Origin of the sequence: Psychrobacillus sp. PGGUH221 (assembly GCF_042055255.1) — a bacterium.
In the GTDB taxonomy this organism is placed as follows: Bacteria; Bacillota; Bacilli; order Bacillales_A; family Planococcaceae; genus Psychrobacillus.
On the sequence record NZ_JAQMHQ010000016.1, the window covers coordinates 12,397 to 29,347 of the forward strand.

Consider the following 16,951-nt stretch of genomic DNA (forward strand, 5'->3'; position numbering starts at 1 on the left):
CAATTGAGTATTAAAGAGATAACGATAGAAAATAGAGAAAAAATTGTTTCCTTTTTTAAGGCAAATTGGGGAAGTCCTGAAATGGTAATTTCAACTGGTATTTATCAATGCGATACATTAAACGGTTTGATTTTTGAGGAAAATAATCAGATTATTGGTTTGGTTACTTATGTCATTAAAGATGATGAAATTGAGGTTATTTCATTAGATAGTCTCCAAGAAGGAAAGGGCATAGGCACCTCCTTAATGAAAAAAATAGAAAACATTGCAAAGCAGAAAAAACTACAAGTAGTCAGTTTAGTAACAACAAATGATAATTTGAATGCTTTAAAATTTTATCAAAAAAGAGGTTACAGAATTACAACTGTTATTCCTAATGGTGTAAATAAAGCACGAAATTTAAAACCTTCAATACCTTTAATAGGAAATGAAGGAATTCCATTAAATGATGAATTAATATTAAAGAAAATATTGTAGGTATATAAAAATTATTGGTGTTTGTAAAATTTGGGTTATTCAACTAACGGGTGCTTTAGTTAAACAAGTGGCTGCTTGTAAGGGTAGCTTTTTCTTATTGAACTAACGGGGCAGTTTAGTTTAATAAGGTTTTACATTATTGCATACAAAAAAGCTAAGAGAAAAATACTCTTAGCTTTAACTAACAAATGAAACAATTGTTATTTGTGACCTACTTCAAGGTAGAGAACACCCGAATTAGTGGATACTCTAGAGTGGACACTTCTGCCACCAGCAGTAAAGTCTTCAGGAATATCACTGCCTTTTTTGACTCCATCGTTTAAATAATTCCAAACACGAGTACCATCTCCTTCAAAATACAATTTGAAGACTTCTTTTGCGACAATCGGAATACGATAGGCTTGTGGCATTTGACCATTTGCGTCTCCATCCCACATAGTAAATCTGATACCAACTTCATAAGGAGCGTCAGGAGCTTGATAGATAACTTGAATAGCTCCCATTTGACCAGCAATAGTGTAACTTCTACCACCGTCGACAAATCCAAGTTCGTTTTGAAGTGTTTTATAGTTTTGGGCATAGTCAGAACTCCATTTAGATCTTAATACTGGAGCTACCCAACCATCAGAATATTTTTTGCCATTCTCTGGACTCGAAGCAAGTGGATTATTCTCTAACAATGCAAGTTTGCTTTTAGATGGGGTTTCATATTTAACAACAGTTGATTTCTTCACGAATAAACCGCCACCAAGTCCATAAAGACCACCATCTTGACCTTTATAGCTATAGACTCTAAATTCCTCACCTTTTCTCAGAGATCTAGTGCTTTGTTTGAATATGCCTTCATTGTTATTTTGATAGATTTGAGTTGTATTCAACACTGTCACCTTACCAATTTGTCCTTTAACTAACTCGGTTTTCCCCCACATTAATTTAGTTGATGCTTCCGTTATTGTAACAGTTGATAAAAATAATACCGGGATTATTAATGCAGATAAAAAAACTTTCTTCATATGTATCCATTTACCTCCAATATATTACTCAATCAATATATCGGTATAATATATTAATTATTTACTCACTCAAAAAGATTGTGAAATAATGTACTTAAACTAACGGGTGCTTTAGTTAAACATGACCATCACTTTGATGGTCTATTTTTACGTCCAAAACATCAAGTAGATTTCGGCGATCCATTTGAATAATAATCTTAATAAGGGGGGGATTTAGTGTTTAAGAGAAAAATATTGGCATTTATTTGCACAGCTATAATATCTGAACCTATTATTGGGTTGTTTTTTATGCTTATAGAAAGGAGTACAATATGGGAGTTACCTGCGTTAATTGCCTTTACTAGTATATATGCAATTCCTGTTATTCTTTTATTTGGGATTCCTATATCAATTCTCTCGGCTAAGATGAACAATCGTTTTGATGGCAATAAACGAGTATTCTTTTCATTAATTGTTCATTTATTTGTTGGCACCAGCTTTGTAGTCTTATTGATTTTGATTCTTGATTCAAGGTTTATTTTTACAAATTTCAATGCGTTTGACTCATATTTCTTAGTTGCATCAACACTTATCTCATTAATTGGCTGGGGTATGGACGAGATTTTAAGAATATATTTCAGGAAAAAACAAGAGACTTAATTATGATAAGAGTAATTCGGAGGTTCTTCAACTAACGGGTGCTTTAGTTAAACATGACCATCATTTCGATGGTCTATTTTTTTATTTAAAACTTCAAGTAGATCTCTGAAATCCATTGTGAAATGTTACACTTAAACTAACGGGGCAGGTTAGTTGAAGAAGGAAATGTTTTTAAACGAAGGGAAGATAAACTTAATGAAACAAATATATGCTTTTGAAAAGAAAGAGGAATATGAGAAGTATCAAGATATTATTCATAGATTTGGTAAGAAGCTGAATGAGTACCAAAAAATACTCGAAAATCATTATTCTCTTACAGAACTACCAAAAGGTATTTTATGGACTACCGAAGAATTAGCAACTAAGGTTTTTTCCGATATACCTATACCAGCCTACACTAATAAAGATTTAATTTATATGTCACCAGATATAGAAACTTGGCGGAAACTTCTAGTAAGACAATTAGAGGGAAAAGCACTTCCTAATGTACAAAAATTTTATGAAAGCTACTCTGAAAATCAGATATTTATCATATTAGCTCACGAACTTACTCACCATTCTGATTTATTTTTAGATGAATTTGAAGATGAAAGAGAAGATAGTATATGGTTCGAGGAAGGAATGTGTTTTTATCTACCTCGAAAGATATTATTAAGTGAGAAGGAATTCAATGAAATAACAAATGCAGAAGCCGAGTTAATTGAAGCTTTCAAGGACAAATATGGAAATCACTCATTAGAAGACTTTGGCAGCAGTTCATATCAAGGTAGCTTATCCAGTATTATGTTTGACTATTGGCGAAGTTATCTTTCTGTAAAGTATTTAGTAGAAGTTCGTGCAAATAATGATGTGAAGATGGTATTTGATAAATATCATAGATGGCATAAAGAAGGTAGGAAAGTGCCATTAACGGAGTACTTTGAATTAAATTCCTTACTCAACTAACGGGTGCTTTAATAAAGATCATGGGTTGCTAGGCAACTCTTTTTTCTTATTGAACTAAAGCGGCAGGTTAGTTGAAGATTAGGGATTTTAAGAGTAACAAAATAATATACTTGTTTCTGTAGAACAATGATTCAAAAAAACCTTGCATTTGGCGAGGTTTTTTTATTGGAGAGATGCAAGTAATATTAATTAGTCGAATGAGCATTGATGACAGGGGAAAATAAATGTTTATTCGTAAAACCATATCTAATTAACACGCCCAACAAATTCGTCACACATTGTTCATAATGTTATATAAAAAATTCACAATATGAAATGTATTTGTAGTATTATAATTATGTTATGCATAATTATACCTATTTTTAAATAAATACTAGTAAATAGGTAATGTGTTTTATTTTTTGTTGAGTGGGTGAATGGAAATAAAGTAATTCAATTAAAAAGAAAAGGATTATAGATGAAAGAGGTTTGGAATTACCCAAATTGAAAGAAGAATTATCAGATATTATTGTCCATTTTATTGCTGCAATCCCTTGGATCATATTGTCAGAGATTAAAAACTCTTTCCGACCTCACTTAATTTGAGGATAAGAGGTGTATGATTAAAACAAAAGAGAAAAAGGGTAACGAACGTCAACAAGTGCAAGATATCATCATCATAACCGAGTTATTTCCCAAACAACAAGCATTGTTGATATAGAAAGGAAATATTAGTGAATATGAATACCAAGAAACTAATTGTAGAAAAATTATTGTATTGTGAATACCAACCACTGACCAATTTACAAGATGAAACCTTTGCCTTTGAAGCACTTATGCGAAGTAATCAAAGAATAGATCCGTTAACTATTATCCAAGATGCACGAAATCGGGGTATTTTATATGAATTAGACACACTTTGTATGAACAATGCGATAAGAGAGTTTCCAATCTCTTACGTAGATAAATATTTTTTGTTTGTGAACGTTTTCCCTTCCACAATCATTCATCCCAAATTCATGAAATTTATCCAGAACTTAATATCGAGGTATCCTCACATAAAGGAACGTGTCGTATTCGAAATTAATGAAGATAAGAAAGAAGATTCTCTGTTAAATCTTCCACTCTTTTTTGAACGTCTCGTGTATATCAAATCAGTGGGTATACGAATTGCATTAGACGATATACCAATTAGAAGGACCACATTTGAAAGAATGGAGAAGTTTGTCCCTCATTTTGTGAAATTAGATCATACATATTCAAAAGACTTAGCGCACTCAAAAGAAAAACAACAACTAATATCTCTTATGTTGGATTATACAGATGAAAACGTTGAGTTAGTCTTAGAAGGTATTGAAACCGAAGTAGATTTATTAATTGCAAAAGAACTAGGGGTGCCTTACTTTCAAGGCTATTACATTTCAAAGCCTTTTCGGATAATGGAAGAAAGGTTTGTCCATACGCTAACAGTAACGAGCTAAAATTTTATTTGTTTTCCCTACATTTTTTGTAAAGGGATAATGGTAAATTTAGTGTTGCAAAAACTTAAAGTTTTAGGAATGAAAATAATTAGGATAGAGGGTAAAATAGTGAATTTCTTTTTAAACTTAAAGACTTCGGTCAAATTGATTACAGCATTTATTTTAATGAGTATTGTTTTAGGTGTAGTAGGGATATACGGGTTTACAAATTTAGGTAAATTAAATGAGCAACTTCAATTTATGTTTGATGAACGGATTGTACCAATAACAGATATATCGAGTGCTGAGACAGACTATCAACGTATCCGAGTAAATATTCGTGACATGGTTTTCGTGATGAAAACGCATGAGCAAAAGAAAGAGCAAGAGAAAAAATTAGAAGAAATTGTTTCTGAAATCGACGAGCATGTAAAAAAGTATGAAAACACTTATGTATTACCAACAGAACAGAAACTTCTTGATGAATTAAAACCTGCTTTAGATGATTACTATGGTTATCTAGACCAAGCTAAGAAATTAGCTTATGTTAATGATGTTGACGGATATTTGAAAATGGCTCCAGACTTTAAAGTGTCAGGAGACAAAGTACAAGGTATTCTTGCTGAGTTAATAACTTTAAACGTTGAACTTGCCGAAAAGTCTAATAATGAAGCGAATGCTTTATATGCAACTAGCAAAACTATTACGATTACTATTCTTGTTATTTCTATTCTATTCAGTATTGGATTAGGTTATGTAATTGCTCAAATGATTTCAAGACCATTAAAAAAGGTCGTTACTTTAGTAGAGCAAGTTGCGAATGGTGATTTAACACAAACAACGGATATTGATAGTAAGGACGAGGTAGGAGTTCTAGCCAAATCAATGAATGTAATGGTAGAAAGCTTACGTAAGCTGATGCAAGACGTAACGAATACATCTCAACAGGTAGCCGCTTCATCAGAAGAGCTAACTGCAAGTGCTGAACAAACAAGCAGAGCAACAGAAGAAATTACAAATGTAATTCAAGGTATAGCTGAGGGGGCAGAGACTGCTTCAGTTAGCCTAGAAGAAAGTTCAACAGGTTTAGAAGAAGTGACGCTAGGTATTCAAAACATTGCCGAAAATTCGAATACTATTACTGAAGCTGGCTCACATGCAAGTGCTCAAGCGAAAATGGGAGGTGAATTTGTTGGAAAGACTGTACAACAAATTCAAGCTATCAATCAATCGGTAAATGCGAGTAGCGAAGCGATTAGGTCCTTAGATAAACGTTCCCAGGAAATTGGCGAAATCACAAAGGTTATTACTGAAATCGCCAATCAAACCAACCTTTTAGCTTTAAATGCAGCAATTGAAGCCGCAAGAGCGGGCGAACATGGGAAAGGATTTGCTGTAGTTGCCGACGAGGTTCGTAAGTTAGCTGAACAATCTCAACAATCTTCTACGCAAATTTCTCAGTTAATCAATGAAATTCAAGTCGATATGTCTCGTTCGAATGATTCTATTAATCAAGTTAAAACGGATGTTAAAGAAGGACTTATTATCATTGGAAAAACAGAAGAAAGTTTTACAGTCATCTTAGATTCCATGGATAAAATGGGTATGCAAATTGATGATATGGCTGCGACGGCTGAACAAATGTCTGCAAGTGCACAAGAAGTTACTGCAAATGTAACGAGTAGCGTTTCTGTGGCAAGAGATGCATCCATGCACTCTCAATCTGTAGCAGCAGCTACGGAGGAGCAATTAGCATCCATGGAGGAAATTTCGTCAGCATCTAACAATCTATCGGAAATGGCGATGAATCTCCAGGAACTTGTAAGTAAGTTTAGATTATAAAATACACCGTCTGACTTAAGATTGATAGAAGTCAGACGGTTTTATTTTTTCAAATTAATCTTCAGAATATTTAGAAATGTCATTCGTGAGATATCAGGTTCTTTACTTCCAGGAGGAGTAATGCCTTGTTTCTTATTGAACTAAAGGGGCAGTTTACTTCAATAAGCAAGAATGGACTTTTTAAAATCGAATTCGTTTTATTAAATCAAAGAGGAAGAACTTATGGTGAACAACAAATACCAAGCTAAATTTTTTTTTGCCAAGTAGCCCCTTAACAACTAAAAGTAATCCCGCGAATAATATTAAGAAATACCAAAAGCCCATACTCTCACCCCTCGCTTAACTTAAATAATGACGTTATTAGGGTTATTATGTATTTCGTTATCAATATTTATGTTTTCTCCAAGAAGTGCTGAAATCATTTCGGAATTATTCAATTTGAATTAGAGTATAAAATTGATTTTCACTAACGGGTGCTTTAGTAAAATATGGCCATCATTTCGATGGCCTATTTTTAAGTCCAAAACATTAAGTTGAACTCAGATATGCATTGTGAAATGTTACACTTAAACTTACGGGGCAGGTTAGTTTAATAAGTAGTTGTTTCCGGTATGGCATTATTAGCTCCAAGAGGAAATATAATAATAGATTATATTTATATTATCTAAGTGAAGTGGAGGTTGAAAGATATACATTGTATGATTATGAGTTTAATACTTTTTACTTTTTTTCTTACGGCATGTCAATCAAATAGTAATGATGAGATTGTGGAAAAACAAGGTTTTAATCATGTTGAAAATGTAGAACGCCTTAATAAATTTGTGGAGAATGTAAACGCTGGAAAAGATGATGAAATTGATTTTATAGTTTTTGGAGAAGAAGGAGAAAGAATTGTTACGACATTGGAATTTAAAGATAACAATATTGATTTTACTCGTACACTGGATAGAAAACTTCTGTGGAGTAAATTTATTGAAGAATTTAGTTGCCCAAGTATTTCAATCGAAACAAAGGATATGGTTAGTAAATATATTCTAGTTCAATGTACCGATGAAGTAGGAGAATATGTGTTAGCAGAGCATAACAATGAATGGGAACAGTAATTTCCAAATTATTTAATACCTATAAATCATTGTTCTAAGATGATTAACGCTTCTTTTTGTTGAACTTATTGAACTAACGAAACAGTTTACTTAAATAACAGAAACCTTTTTCATACACAGTCGTAGTAAATATGAGGGGGGATAATTTGAAATACTTATTACTTGGAATTATTCTATCTCTAGTAGGTGTCTTAGTATCTATTGTGATATGGAATATTGACATGGTTACTACGATTACAGGTGGAATTGGTTTATTTTTATTGTGATATCCTTCGTTTTTTCGGGTGTTTTAGTAAGTGGAGATAGAATGAGGGCTAACTTAGCAACTGAATCAGTCAAGGATAGAAATCAAAGGAATAATGTTAGTTTTCGTTCAGCTTTGATTGCAATTCCAAGTTTTGCAGTAGCAATTTTGTTTTACTTTCTATTGAACTAACGGGTGCTTTAGTTGAAGATTCTGGGTTGCTTAGGCAACTCTTTTTTTCTTATTGAACTAACGCAGCAGTTTAGTTGAACAAGGAAGACAATAAAGTTGTGGCGAATACATAATAAAATAAACTAAAAAAGGAAGGTTATATGAGAATACTTATTTTAGGAGCAACTGGCTTTTTGGGCTCGAATTTATTCCAACTGGCTACAGAGAACAAAAATCTAACAGTGTTTGGTACCTCACGTTTTCAACATGAGAACTCTAATATTATGCAAGTAGATGTTACAAACAAACAATCAATAAGAAGTGCCATTAGAAAAATAAATCCAGAAGTAGTTATATGGTCACTTATGAGTTTTGAAGAAGAAACCAAATTAATTAATTTAGGGCTCGAAAATTTATTATCAGAAATAGAGAGTGCAGCAAAACTTATATTTCTATCAACGGATGCAGTTTTTGTTGAAGGAATTGGTGGTTACAATGAAACGGACCCAATTGGTACCTTGCCTAAGAAAGCAGCCCTAGCTGATTATGTGAACGGTAAATATACTGGAGAAAACCTAATTCTCAATAAACATCCAAATCACGTGATACTTCGTACTGGCCCACTATATGGTAATAATGGGGATCAAGGTATTGAAAAACGAACCATACAAATAATCGAGAAAATAAAAGAGAATCAGTCATTTGATGCATGGACAAATGTGTATAGAACTTTTGTAAATGTTAATGATTTATCAAGTACGATTATTGAATTGACTAATATAAAATTTAATGGAATTTTGCATGCTGGACCCATACATAAAGAAAGCTACTATACGTTTTTTAAAAAGAGATTGGAACAACTTGGATGGAATAATAGTCTTCTCCGCCCAACTATAAGATCTAAAGAAGATGCCCCTTATCTATCTTTTGATACGTCTCTAAATACACAAAAAGCTCACCAATTGCTTAAAACCAATTTTCGCACAGTTGACTAATTATTGTTTTTTCTGAGATTGAAAGGACAAGGTGATTGTTATTCATCTACCGGGTGCTTTAGTTAAACAAGACCATCATTTTCGATGGTCTATTTATTTATCCAAAACGTCAAGTTGATCTCAGAAATCCTTTGTGTAATGTTACACTTAAACTAACGAAGCAGTTTAGTTGAAGAAGGGAACCTCCTAATTTCTAAGCAATTATCCTTAACCAAGGAACAGAAGAATTCTTTATTTTTTTGTCAATTCAAATGGAACTGCTAAGGTAATTTTGTTTTCTTCAGAATATGGTTTACTTGAGTCAATAAACGATATTAATACACGATATTTGCCTAGAGAAAGTGCTTCTTCAAAAAGATCAAGGGAATATGATTCTTTTTTTGACTCATATGGTTTTAAGGTAAGACCTATATCATTAAAACCCACGCCATTCTTAAAGGGGAATTCATACCAAATACTATCTATGTTTTGTTTAATTTTAAAATAAGTACCATAAGTAAATTCTTGATTGGAAGTATTCTGAATAATTATATTGATTTCATTTTCTTCAGGGGTATGAAATTGGTGTTTTTCCACCTCCAATACTATGCCGTTACTCTCTCTATTTATCTCTTGAGATTTAGCTTCGGTTAATGACTGATTTGGTTGTCATGCTGCTAATATAACAACGTTTATCATAAATAACAAAGATAAGTACAGCTTTTTCATTTTAAACACACCTCTATGAATTAGACGGTACTTATTCTTTGAAGTTACAGTGGGATATTGAACTAACGGGTGCTTTAGTGAAACAAGACCATCATTTCGATGGTCTATTTTTATGTCCAATGTGAAATGTTACACTTAAACTAACGCAGCAGGTTAGTTGAAGAAGGAAAAAATGTTTGAGTATAGAATTCATCTATAGTAATATTCTTACATTTCTGAAATTAGTAAAGGGGATGCACTTAATGACGGAGGTTTTTTTCAAAGTTCAAGACGTACTTGAAAATTACAAAACAGCAGTTTACGAAAAAGATGTTGAAAAATTCTTATCCATGTATGCTTCCGAAACGCATATTTATGATTGCTGGGGGAACTGGGAGAGCACGGGGATTTCTTCATGGAAGGAAAGTGTGCAAGGGTGGTTTAATGGATTGAGGGAGGATGGTGTTTTACTTAAAGTTGATTTTAATGACCTAGTAGTTGAAGAAAATTCATATCTCGCATTTGTACATTGTGCTGTAACATTTGCTGCTCACAAAGAAGAATCTGGTGAGAAACTTCGTCAAATGACAAATCGGGTTACATATGGATTAAAAAAAGTGAATGAATCTTGGGTCATAGCTCATGAACATTCATCATTCCCTATAAATATGGAAACTGGTAAGGGAATTTTTAACTTGAAGTTAAAATAAATTACTTTGATTGAAGATAAAGGGATCGCTGCTGCAATTCCTTTATTCTTATTAAGCTAACGGGTGCTTTACTTCAAGAAGGAGTAAAGCATTTTTTCTTATTGAACTAACGAAGCAGGTTAGTTGAACAATAGTCATTAGCTTTTATTCAACAATCGGGCCATTTAACGGAATAAGGAAAAGAATTATTAGTGCAAAATCAAAGTGTTTAAACAGGGAATATTTTAGTTCATAAATCGGACTGAATATTCCGAAAATTATTTGCGATAGGAACGTGCGTTTGTTAAAATCAAGTAAACGACAAAGGGGGAGTATGATGAGTAACATTATTCTTCGAAATGTGATTGAGGATGACCTTCCTATTTTTTTTAAGCACCAACAGAACCGTGAAGCGAACTATATGGCTGCCTTTACGAGCATAGACCCCAGTGATTGGGATAGCTTCACTACACACTGGAACAAAATTCTTACGGATAAGGATATTATGAAGCAGACGATCATTATCGAAAATAATGTGGTTGGGCATATTTCACGTTTTGAGCAGTTCGGAGAACCAGAAGTTAGCTATTGGATTGGAAAGGAATATTGGGGCAAAGGAATAGCAACCAAAGCTTTAAGGGAATTTCTAAAACACATTACAATTCGTCCTCTTTATGCTCGTGCTGCGAAAGATAATGCCGGATCTCTTAAGGTTTTAGAGAAATGTGGATTCGTGATTACTGGTGAGGACAGTGGGTATTCTAATGCACGTGGAGAAGAGGTGGAGGAGTTTATTCTCACCCTCAAATAAAGAAATCTAGAAGTTTAATGTTAATTACTTTATAAGGCGCTTTTCTTTAGTAAGAAGGCGTCTTTTTGATATGCCCCTACACATCAACGGATTAGATTTCGTTATGATAAAAAACATTGTGAAGATTTTCACTTAAACTAACGGGTGCTTTACTTGAAGATCGTTGAGCTGCTTAGACGGCTCTTTTTCTTATTGAACTAACGAAGCAGTTTAGTTGAAGAAGGAGAAGTACACTCTTTTGTTGAATTTGAAGAGTATTGATTAAGAGGATTTACTTGTTCAATAGAATATTGGGAATGGAATATGGACGGAGAGTGATTTAGATGGGAATCAGTAATTTGGCAAAAAAAGCTATCGTTAAAGTATTTAAAATGGGAATTAGAAATTCAGCTAAGGCAGTGATAGTTAAAGATGGGAAAGTATTGGCCGTAAAAATACATGAAAATGGTGGGACTTATTATATTCTACCTGGTGGTGGTCAAAAACATGGTGAAAATCTTCACCAAGCTTTAGAAAGGGAGTGCAAAGAAGAGTTAGGTGCAGAAGTTGAAATTGGAGAGTTGTTATTTGTACGAGAATACATTGGAAAAAACCATGAGTTAGCTGCCTATCATTCTCATGCACATCAAACTGAGTTTATGTTTTTGTGTAATGTTAATCAAGATACATTTATTAATGGCGAAGGTCCAGACAAGGGGCAAATAGGTACAGAATGGTTACCAATTAACGAGTTGTTAGAGTATAAGTTATTTCCTCAATCATTAAGAACTCATTTAATTTCTTATTTTGACAGTGGAAAAGCTAAAACTTATGTAGGTGATATTAATTAATTTCTAATACTTCCTTATTCAACTAACGGGTGCTTTAGTTTAAAATCAGGGAGCTGCGAGGACAGCTCTTTTTCTTATTCAACTAACGCAGCAGTTTAGTTAAAGAAGAGAGTACTTTCTCATCAAAGACTATCTTAATCGAAGGTGAGCATTATCAGTCTTTTTATAAACAGAAATGATAATAAGATTAAGATATCAAAACTCAACAGGTGTATGTGAAAATCTTAAGAAAATATCGATATTCTATAAGGTATGGGACGCCGATAAAGTTAGGATTCCTTTCAAACATTTCTCTGAAAATAATTTTGTGTATTACCTTGACCCTTACGTTGCGTAATTGTTTATAGTAAAGACACCGGTAATTAATATTCGCGCGAAATGAGGGGATGATTATTAAAGGCAAGGAATATTGGCAAGTTGGGGAACTTGCCAAATTAACAGGCTTAACCGTTCGAACACTGAGATTTTATGATCAAATTGGCTTGTATTCTCCATCTGGATATTCTAAGTCAGGATATAGGTTATATAACGAATCTGATCTTTCACATCTAAAACAAATACTCGCATTAAAGGAACTAGGTTTATCACTTGATGAGATTAAATCGATTCTAAATGATGACAATTACAATCCATGCGAAATTGTATCGCTTCAAATCGAGCGACTTAGGGAACATATCAGAATTCAACAGAAGCTTTTAAAAGAATTACAAAATGTATCTAGTCTGATGGAAATGGAAGAGCCTTTGGCGGTTGAGGATTTCGCAAAATTATTGAGCATGATGAAAAAGAGCCATGAAAAATTTTTTGCTGAACGACGATCAAGCATGAATCACCACTTCGACAAGCTTGGCGACTTTCTCGACAAGTATTAAAGTGAACCACCTAAAGGGAGGAATAAATGATGGATAAACGCTTTGCAACACACGACACTTTTGTCATTGAAAAGACCTATAATGCTCCACCTGAACGAGTGTTCATCGCCTGGTCCGATCCCGAAGCCAAAGCTAAGTGGTTTCCGAAAGCTGACGAATTCAACTTTCGAGTTGGCGGGCGCGAGTACAGTCAAGGTGGTCCCAAAGGAGGGCCCATCTTTACCTTTGATGCTTGCTATCAGGAGATTGTACCGGATCAGCGCATCGTCTATTCCTATACGATGGATCTTGATGAAAGACGTATTTCGGTATCCGTGACAACTGTAGAGTTCAAGTATGCAGAAACTGGCACTCAGCTCATCTACACCGAGCAAGGAGTCTTCCTCGATGGCCATGACACAGTTGCTCAGCGTGAACACGGAACCAAGATCATGCTTGACAAACTGGGCGAAGAGTTAATGAAAGAGTCAACAGTGGAAAAAAATCAATGACGAATGCTCTGTCTAACCATCAAGAGGGCATACGGGAGTGGATGGGGTTGGCAGTACTTGGGTACTACGTCATATTCAGATCCGTTCCTGGTGGAGGCGAGTAAAGGTGAAGTAGAAACTCCTATACTTGTTTGCGTTAAGTTTTCAGAGTATTATAAAATATTATATAAGTTGATAGTGTATAAAGTTTATGAAAACTACATGCTTATAACTTGTCTCCTTTCAGATTATGTTTTTGGTTTTTGCAAACATCAAATACATGAATTTTAAGTGTGTTGTAAGTTATGTGTAGTTAGAAAAATCAAACAATTGCTGTCTTAGAAATATGAAAACTTTGACAGTACTATACTAAGATAAGGAGTGAAGATATGAAATTTCTACTTACATCTGCAGGCATTAATAACAAAAGCATTCATGACGCGTTGGTTGACATGCTGGACAAACCGATTGCCGAGTCTAACGCCCTCTGTATCCCCACCGCGATGTATGGTCACCCCTGGGTCGGCCCTGGCGTTAAAACTTGGCAACTCATCAGCGGGAATTCCGACAATACCTTTGTCGGCCTGGGTTGGAAGTCCGTCGGCGTGCTGGAGCTCACAGCGCTACCAAGCATCGACGAAGACCGCTGGGTGCCGCTGGTCCGGGAGACGGACGTCCTGCTGGTGGCGGGCGGCGACGCCCTTTACCTGTGCCACTGGATGCGGCAATCCGGGCTGGCAGACCTCTTGCCCTCGCTGAACGCAGTATATGTGGGAATGAGTGCTGGGAGCATGGTGATGGCACCTAACATCGGGGAATTTTTTGTTGGCTGGACTCCACCCAACGGTGGTGATGAAACGCTGGGTCTGGTCGATTTTGCAATGTTTCCGCACCTGGGGATGTTGCCGTATAACACGATGGATGCTGCAGAGAAATGGGCAGCCGGGATGCAGGGGCGGGCGTATGTAATGGATGATCAAACTGCCATCAAAGTGATCGATGGATCGGTCGAAGTTGTATCCGAAGGGCATTGGAAACTGTTTTCGCCCTGATATATTTCCTCCTCTAAAACAAATCAAAAAACGTAGGCGAGATTCATTTGATCTGATTTCACTTGACTAAGTGATTTTTATGAACGATGTGGACCAATTTTATTGATTTGTTACCTTGTAAACTTAACCAGTGCCACCCAAAACATTTAATGTGGTTCATCGAAAAGTCAGTTATCTGCTTGTGAATGTACTTAAACTAACGGGTGCTTTACTTCAAGAAGGAGTAAAGCATTTTTTCTTATTGAACTAACGGTGCAGGTTAGTTGAACAAAGACTTTGCATTTTTTTATACAAAAAAAGCTAAGAGAAAAATAATCTTAGCTTTGTTGTTTATTCAACTAACTATTTATTTCTTTTTGCCTACTTGGAAATAGACGCTTCCATTTACCTCAATGTAAGATACTTTAACGGTTCTTCCATTTGCAGTGAACTGCTCTGGAATATCATTGTTGTTGCAATAATTCCATACACGTTCTGCATCTGCACCAAAGTAGAGCTTAAACAGTTCTTTGGCTACAATCGGAATACGGTAGGACTCTGGAAGGTTTCTATCAGTCCATGAATAGAATATAAAGGTAACTTCATTTTCTCCACTATCACCATTGACGATGATATTACGAGATTTTCCTTTAATACCATAGAAGTGACCGCCTTCATAAAATCCAAGTTCGTTTTGAAGTGTTGCAAAATTTGTAGCTGGTTTCGGACTCCAAGCTGATTTCAATACTGGAGCAACCCAACCATCGGGATATTTTTTTCCCTCTTTAGGAGTGTTAGAGAAAGTGTTGTTCTCTAACAATATAAGTTTGCTTTTAGACGGGGTTTCATATTTAACAACAGTTGATTTCTTCACGAATAAACCGCCACCAAGTCCATAAAAACCACCATCTTGACCTTTATAGCTATAGACTCTAAATTCTTCACCTTTTCTAAGAGATCTAGTGCTTTGTTTGAATATGCCATCATTGTTATTTTGATAGACTTGAGTTGTATTCAACACCGTCACCTTACCGATTTGTCCTTTAACCAATTCGGTTTTTCCCCACATCACTTTAGTTGATGCTTCCGTTATTGTAACCGTGGATAAAAGTAATGCCGGGATTATTAAAGCAAAAAAAAAATTCTTTTTCATATGTATCCATTTACCTCCAATATATTACTCAAACAATATATCGGTATAATATATTAATTATTTACTCACTCAATAAGATTGTGAAATAATGACTTAAACTAACGGGTGCTTTAGTTATACAAGACCATCATTTGATGGTCTGTTTTTTACGTCCAAGATAACAAGTTTCATGGTAAATTAATGGTATTATGTTTAGATATAGTAGGGTAACTGCATTAATGTAACAGTAAGGGTAAATTTATATTGTGGAGGGTTAAAATGAAGTTCTTCAGAAAAATGTCTAAAATAGAGTCATTTAATGCGAGAAAAGGACTAATACTTGGTTTTTACACCTATATGTTGCTATTATTTTTAAACTATATTTACTCTCTAATATATGGAAATGAACCTATTACTTCCATTGTAATTTTTTGGACTGGATTGTTAGTAGCTTTTGGGTATGAGCTTATCTTAAATTTAAAGCCTAAGATGAAAATAAAGAAATAAACTAAGAGAGAAACATTAACAGGATTTAACCTTTTTCCTTCTACAACTAACGGGTGCTTTAGTTGTAGAAGGAACAATAGAAATGTTAAAACTTTTTTATAAAAACGATATAACTAATATCAAATTAAGAGCCAAATTTTTATAAGAGTAGGAGGTAATGAGAGAGATGGATAAATTACTACTTCAGTATGCTGAAAAGTTTGAGGATAATTTTCCTATCTTCTTTGTCAATCATCTAGGAGAGGCAGAGATTAAAGAGCTAATTAAGAAAGCTATTGAGGATAATAAACCTTATGAGGTGGAATATAAGGAGAAGGTAGACTACTAAAATCTCTCTTTTTCAATTTAGTAGTCAAAAAACTAAATTTGTTACTCTTTTACTTTATAATTGTATGTGAATTATTCATCTTTTTTATTTCACTTACTTAACTAACGGGTGCGTTAGTTCAAATAAGAGGTAAACAATTTTATTAGTCATTTTTCAAGGATTATTTAAGCAGATGAATAGAATTTAAAACACCTTTAACAAGCCTTACTACAACCTATTTGTAGTAAGGCTCTTATCTTTTTAACTTAAAATTAAATAAATTTATTATCTCTATACACTAAAAATAAATTAGTTTTGCCCTAGTTAAAATGGGCAAAACTAATACAATCCAATAATCAAAAGGTTTTAAATTATTTTGCCTATATTTTAAGGACTATACAACGAGTGATCATTGGTTATACCCATATATGCAAGATAATAATAAGGACGGTATGGTAGGTGAGTAAGGCACCTAGAACTTTGAGGCAAAATAAATGAACGAAAGAACATTTTCTTCGTTGGACGATTTATAACAATTTGCGAATGGGTGTCTGTACAGGAACAACTGAAGTTAATGGTCATATCATCTAAATTTGTATGGTGAAAATAAACTATTTTTCACTAACGGGTGCTTTAGTAAAGAACATGGGTTGTAGGCAACTTTTTTTTATTGAACTAAAGGAACAGGTTAGTTGAAATAGAAAGCACATTCAAAGAAAAAAGCACGAAGAAGCTTATGCTGTAAAA

General features: G+C 34.2%; 19 protein-coding genes. 16 read left to right on the forward strand and 3 right to left on the reverse strand.

Annotated elements, in window-relative coordinates:
• Positions 1 to 3: 3 nt before the first annotated feature.
• Positions 4 to 477, forward strand: a complete 474-nt coding sequence (locus tag PGC35_RS20855; protein ID WP_375220534.1) for a GNAT family N-acetyltransferase — start codon at positions 4 to 6, stop codon at positions 475 to 477.
• A gap of 200 nt (positions 478 to 677) precedes the next feature.
• Here PGC35_RS20855 and PGC35_RS20860 read toward each other — a convergent pair whose 3' ends face one another.
• On the reverse strand, positions 678 to 1,490 hold the full coding sequence (locus PGC35_RS20860; protein ID WP_375220535.1) for a hypothetical protein: 813 nt from the start codon (positions 1,488 to 1,490) through the stop codon (positions 678 to 680).
• Positions 1,491 to 1,706: 216 nt separating this feature from the next.
• Between PGC35_RS20860 and PGC35_RS20865 the strand changes: the two genes are divergently transcribed.
• The 7 genes from PGC35_RS20865 to PGC35_RS20895 all read left to right on the forward strand — a co-directional run bounded on the left by PGC35_RS20865 (position 1,707) and on the right by PGC35_RS20895 (position 8,868).
• On the forward strand, positions 1,707 to 2,129 hold the full coding sequence (locus tag PGC35_RS20865; protein WP_375220536.1) for a hypothetical protein: 423 nt from the start codon (positions 1,707 to 1,709) through the stop codon (positions 2,127 to 2,129).
• A gap of 195 nt (positions 2,130 to 2,324) precedes the next feature.
• Positions 2,325 to 3,074: a hypothetical protein gene (locus PGC35_RS20870; RefSeq protein WP_375220537.1), complete on the forward strand. Its 750-nt coding sequence runs from the start codon at positions 2,325 to 2,327 to the stop codon at positions 3,072 to 3,074.
• A gap of 719 nt (positions 3,075 to 3,793) precedes the next feature.
• Positions 3,794 to 4,534 (forward strand): EAL domain-containing protein, encoded by a 741-nt coding sequence (locus tag PGC35_RS20875; RefSeq protein ID WP_375220570.1) that lies wholly within the window; start codon positions 3,794 to 3,796, stop codon positions 4,532 to 4,534.
• A gap of 108 nt (positions 4,535 to 4,642) precedes the next feature.
• Entirely contained in the window at positions 4,643 to 6,355 is a 1,713-nt protein-coding gene (locus PGC35_RS20880) for a methyl-accepting chemotaxis protein (RefSeq protein ID WP_375220538.1), read from the forward strand.
• Between the two features lie 680 nt (positions 6,356 to 7,035).
• Positions 7,036 to 7,458, forward strand: coding sequence for a DUF4362 domain-containing protein (locus PGC35_RS20885; RefSeq protein WP_375220539.1), 423 nt, complete (start codon positions 7,036 to 7,038; stop codon positions 7,456 to 7,458).
• A gap of 307 nt (positions 7,459 to 7,765) precedes the next feature.
• Positions 7,766 to 7,894, forward strand: a complete 129-nt coding sequence (locus PGC35_RS20890; RefSeq protein ID WP_375220540.1) for a DUF5316 family protein — start codon at positions 7,766 to 7,768, stop codon at positions 7,892 to 7,894.
• Between the two features lie 140 nt (positions 7,895 to 8,034).
• Positions 8,035 to 8,868 (forward strand): sugar nucleotide-binding protein, encoded by an 834-nt coding sequence (locus tag PGC35_RS20895; RefSeq protein ID WP_375220541.1) that lies wholly within the window; start codon positions 8,035 to 8,037, stop codon positions 8,866 to 8,868.
• A gap of 231 nt (positions 8,869 to 9,099) precedes the next feature.
• Here PGC35_RS20895 and PGC35_RS20900 read toward each other — a convergent pair whose 3' ends face one another.
• A complete protein-coding gene (locus tag PGC35_RS20900; protein ID WP_375220571.1) occupies positions 9,100 to 9,477 on the reverse strand; it encodes an immunoglobulin-like domain-containing protein in 378 nt (125 codons plus the stop codon).
• Between the two features lie 341 nt (positions 9,478 to 9,818).
• Between PGC35_RS20900 and PGC35_RS20905 the strand changes: the two genes are divergently transcribed.
• The 6 genes from PGC35_RS20905 (at position 9,819) to PGC35_RS20930 (ending at position 14,279) form a co-directional block, all read left to right on the forward strand.
• Entirely contained in the window at positions 9,819 to 10,265 is a 447-nt protein-coding gene (locus PGC35_RS20905; RefSeq protein ID WP_375220542.1) for a YybH family protein, read from the forward strand.
• 316 nt (positions 10,266 to 10,581) lie between these two features.
• Positions 10,582 to 11,055, forward strand: a complete 474-nt coding sequence (locus tag PGC35_RS20910; protein WP_375220543.1) for a GNAT family N-acetyltransferase — start codon at positions 10,582 to 10,584, stop codon at positions 11,053 to 11,055.
• Between the two features lie 323 nt (positions 11,056 to 11,378).
• On the forward strand, positions 11,379 to 11,885 hold the full coding sequence (locus PGC35_RS20915) for an NUDIX domain-containing protein (RefSeq protein WP_375220544.1): 507 nt from the start codon (positions 11,379 to 11,381) through the stop codon (positions 11,883 to 11,885).
• Positions 11,886 to 12,271: 386 nt separating this feature from the next.
• Positions 12,272 to 12,757, forward strand: a complete 486-nt coding sequence (locus tag PGC35_RS20920; protein ID WP_375220545.1) for a MerR family transcriptional regulator — start codon at positions 12,272 to 12,274, stop codon at positions 12,755 to 12,757.
• Positions 12,758 to 12,786: 29 nt separating this feature from the next.
• Positions 12,787 to 13,248 (forward strand): SRPBCC family protein, encoded by a 462-nt coding sequence (locus PGC35_RS20925; protein WP_375220546.1) that lies wholly within the window; start codon positions 12,787 to 12,789, stop codon positions 13,246 to 13,248.
• 368 nt (positions 13,249 to 13,616) lie between these two features.
• On the forward strand, positions 13,617 to 14,279 hold the full coding sequence (locus PGC35_RS20930; RefSeq protein ID WP_375220547.1) for a Type 1 glutamine amidotransferase-like domain-containing protein: 663 nt from the start codon (positions 13,617 to 13,619) through the stop codon (positions 14,277 to 14,279).
• A gap of 346 nt (positions 14,280 to 14,625) precedes the next feature.
• Here PGC35_RS20930 and PGC35_RS20935 read toward each other — a convergent pair whose 3' ends face one another.
• Entirely contained in the window at positions 14,626 to 15,411 is a 786-nt protein-coding gene (locus PGC35_RS20935; RefSeq protein ID WP_375220548.1) for a hypothetical protein, read from the reverse strand.
• A 258-nt stretch (positions 15,412 to 15,669) separates the two neighbouring features.
• Between PGC35_RS20935 and PGC35_RS20940 the strand changes: the two genes are divergently transcribed.
• Positions 15,670 to 15,897 carry a hypothetical protein gene (locus PGC35_RS20940; RefSeq protein ID WP_375220549.1) on the forward strand — a complete coding sequence of 76 codons (228 nt, stop codon included), beginning with the start codon at positions 15,670 to 15,672 and terminating at the stop codon, positions 15,895 to 15,897.
• Between the two features lie 166 nt (positions 15,898 to 16,063).
• Complete coding sequence (locus PGC35_RS20945; protein ID WP_375220550.1) at positions 16,064 to 16,225, forward strand: hypothetical protein; 162 nt, start codon at positions 16,064 to 16,066, stop codon at positions 16,223 to 16,225.
• Positions 16,226 to 16,951 lie beyond the last annotated feature (726 nt).

Excerpts from the sequence above, each read along its gene's own strand:
- PGC35_RS20860 (WP_375220535.1), bottom strand. The coding sequence starts at position 1,490 with ATGAAGAAAGTTTTTTTATCTGCATTAATAATCCCGGTATTATTTTTA.
- PGC35_RS20870 (WP_375220537.1), top strand. The coding sequence starts at position 2,325 with ATGAAACAAATATATGCTTTTGAAAAGAAAGAGGAATATGAGAAGTAT.
- PGC35_RS20875 (WP_375220570.1), top strand. The coding sequence starts at position 3,794 with ATGAATACCAAGAAACTAATTGTAGAAAAATTATTGTATTGTGAATAC.
- PGC35_RS20890 (WP_375220540.1), top strand. The coding sequence starts at position 7,766 with ATGAGGGCTAACTTAGCAACTGAATCAGTCAAGGATAGAAATCAAAGG.
- PGC35_RS20895 (WP_375220541.1), top strand. The coding sequence starts at position 8,035 with ATGAGAATACTTATTTTAGGAGCAACTGGCTTTTTGGGCTCGAATTTA.
- PGC35_RS20905 (WP_375220542.1), top strand. The coding sequence starts at position 9,819 with ATGACGGAGGTTTTTTTCAAAGTTCAAGACGTACTTGAAAATTACAAA.
- PGC35_RS20910 (WP_375220543.1), top strand. The coding sequence starts at position 10,582 with ATGAGTAACATTATTCTTCGAAATGTGATTGAGGATGACCTTCCTATT.
- PGC35_RS20915 (WP_375220544.1), top strand. The coding sequence starts at position 11,379 with ATGGGAATCAGTAATTTGGCAAAAAAAGCTATCGTTAAAGTATTTAAA.
- PGC35_RS20920 (WP_375220545.1), top strand. The coding sequence starts at position 12,272 with ATGATTATTAAAGGCAAGGAATATTGGCAAGTTGGGGAACTTGCCAAA.
- PGC35_RS20925 (WP_375220546.1), top strand. The coding sequence starts at position 12,787 with ATGGATAAACGCTTTGCAACACACGACACTTTTGTCATTGAAAAGACC.
- PGC35_RS20930 (WP_375220547.1), top strand. The coding sequence starts at position 13,617 with ATGAAATTTCTACTTACATCTGCAGGCATTAATAACAAAAGCATTCAT.
- PGC35_RS20935 (WP_375220548.1), bottom strand. The coding sequence starts at position 15,411 with ATGAAAAAGAATTTTTTTTTTGCTTTAATAATCCCGGCATTACTTTTA.
- PGC35_RS20940 (WP_375220549.1), top strand. The coding sequence starts at position 15,670 with ATGAAGTTCTTCAGAAAAATGTCTAAAATAGAGTCATTTAATGCGAGA.
- PGC35_RS20945 (WP_375220550.1), top strand. The coding sequence starts at position 16,064 with ATGGATAAATTACTACTTCAGTATGCTGAAAAGTTTGAGGATAATTTT.